Here is a 549-nt window from a genome sequence, read left to right on the forward strand (position 1 = left end):
CGACGACGGCGCCCACCAGCCCCAGCGGCGTCGCCAGGTTCAGCAGGTTCCACAGCCCGCGCGCCCGCACGTGCGCCGGAGGCGACGGCCGGGAGGGGGCGGCGGTCACGGCCGTGTCGCGGGGTCGACGTCACCGGCGGGGGACCCGGACGCGGGGACGTCGAAGTAGAGCGGGGCATGGGCGGCGCAGCCCGGGTTGAACGGCGCTCCGCAGGCCGGACACGCGGGATCGGCGGTGGCCTCGAGGGCGAGGTAGGCGGCCACGCTGAGCTCGGTGCGGCACACCCCGCACAGCACGTGCGGCCGGTCGAAGTCGCCGGCCGGCACCGGCACGGCCGGGTGGTCGGCGAGTTCCGCGTGGCAGCGGTGGCAGGACCAGTACGCGGGGCAGCAGGCGAAGCGCAGGGCGACGACGTCCCGCGCCGTGGCGTAATGGGCGCAGCGGGTCTGCGCGTCCAGCCCCACGCCCCGCAGCAGCGGGTCGGTGCCGTCGAGGGAGTCCGGGGCGGTCATGCGCCTCAGCCTAGGTGTAGGAGGGCATGACGTTGT

At 76.3% G+C, this 549-nt stretch carries 1 protein-coding gene; it reads right to left on the reverse strand.

The window, feature by feature from the left end:
* Positions 1 to 105 precede the first annotated feature (105 nt).
* Positions 106 to 513 (reverse strand): CHY zinc finger protein, encoded by a 408-nt coding sequence (locus HMPREF3105_RS04845; RefSeq protein ID WP_020624687.1) that lies wholly within the window; start codon positions 511 to 513, stop codon positions 106 to 108.
* Positions 514 to 549: the final 36 nt, after the last annotated feature.

The organism is Micrococcus sp. HMSC31B01 (genome assembly GCF_001816085.1).
GTDB classification, from domain to species: domain Bacteria; phylum Actinomycetota; class Actinomycetes; order Actinomycetales; family Micrococcaceae; genus Micrococcus; species Micrococcus luteus.

What these genes read in the sequence shown, in the direction of transcription:
- HMPREF3105_RS04845 (WP_020624687.1), bottom strand. Translation starts at nt 513, where the DNA reads ATGACCGCCCCGGACTCCCTCGACGGCACCGACCCGCTGCTGCGGGGC.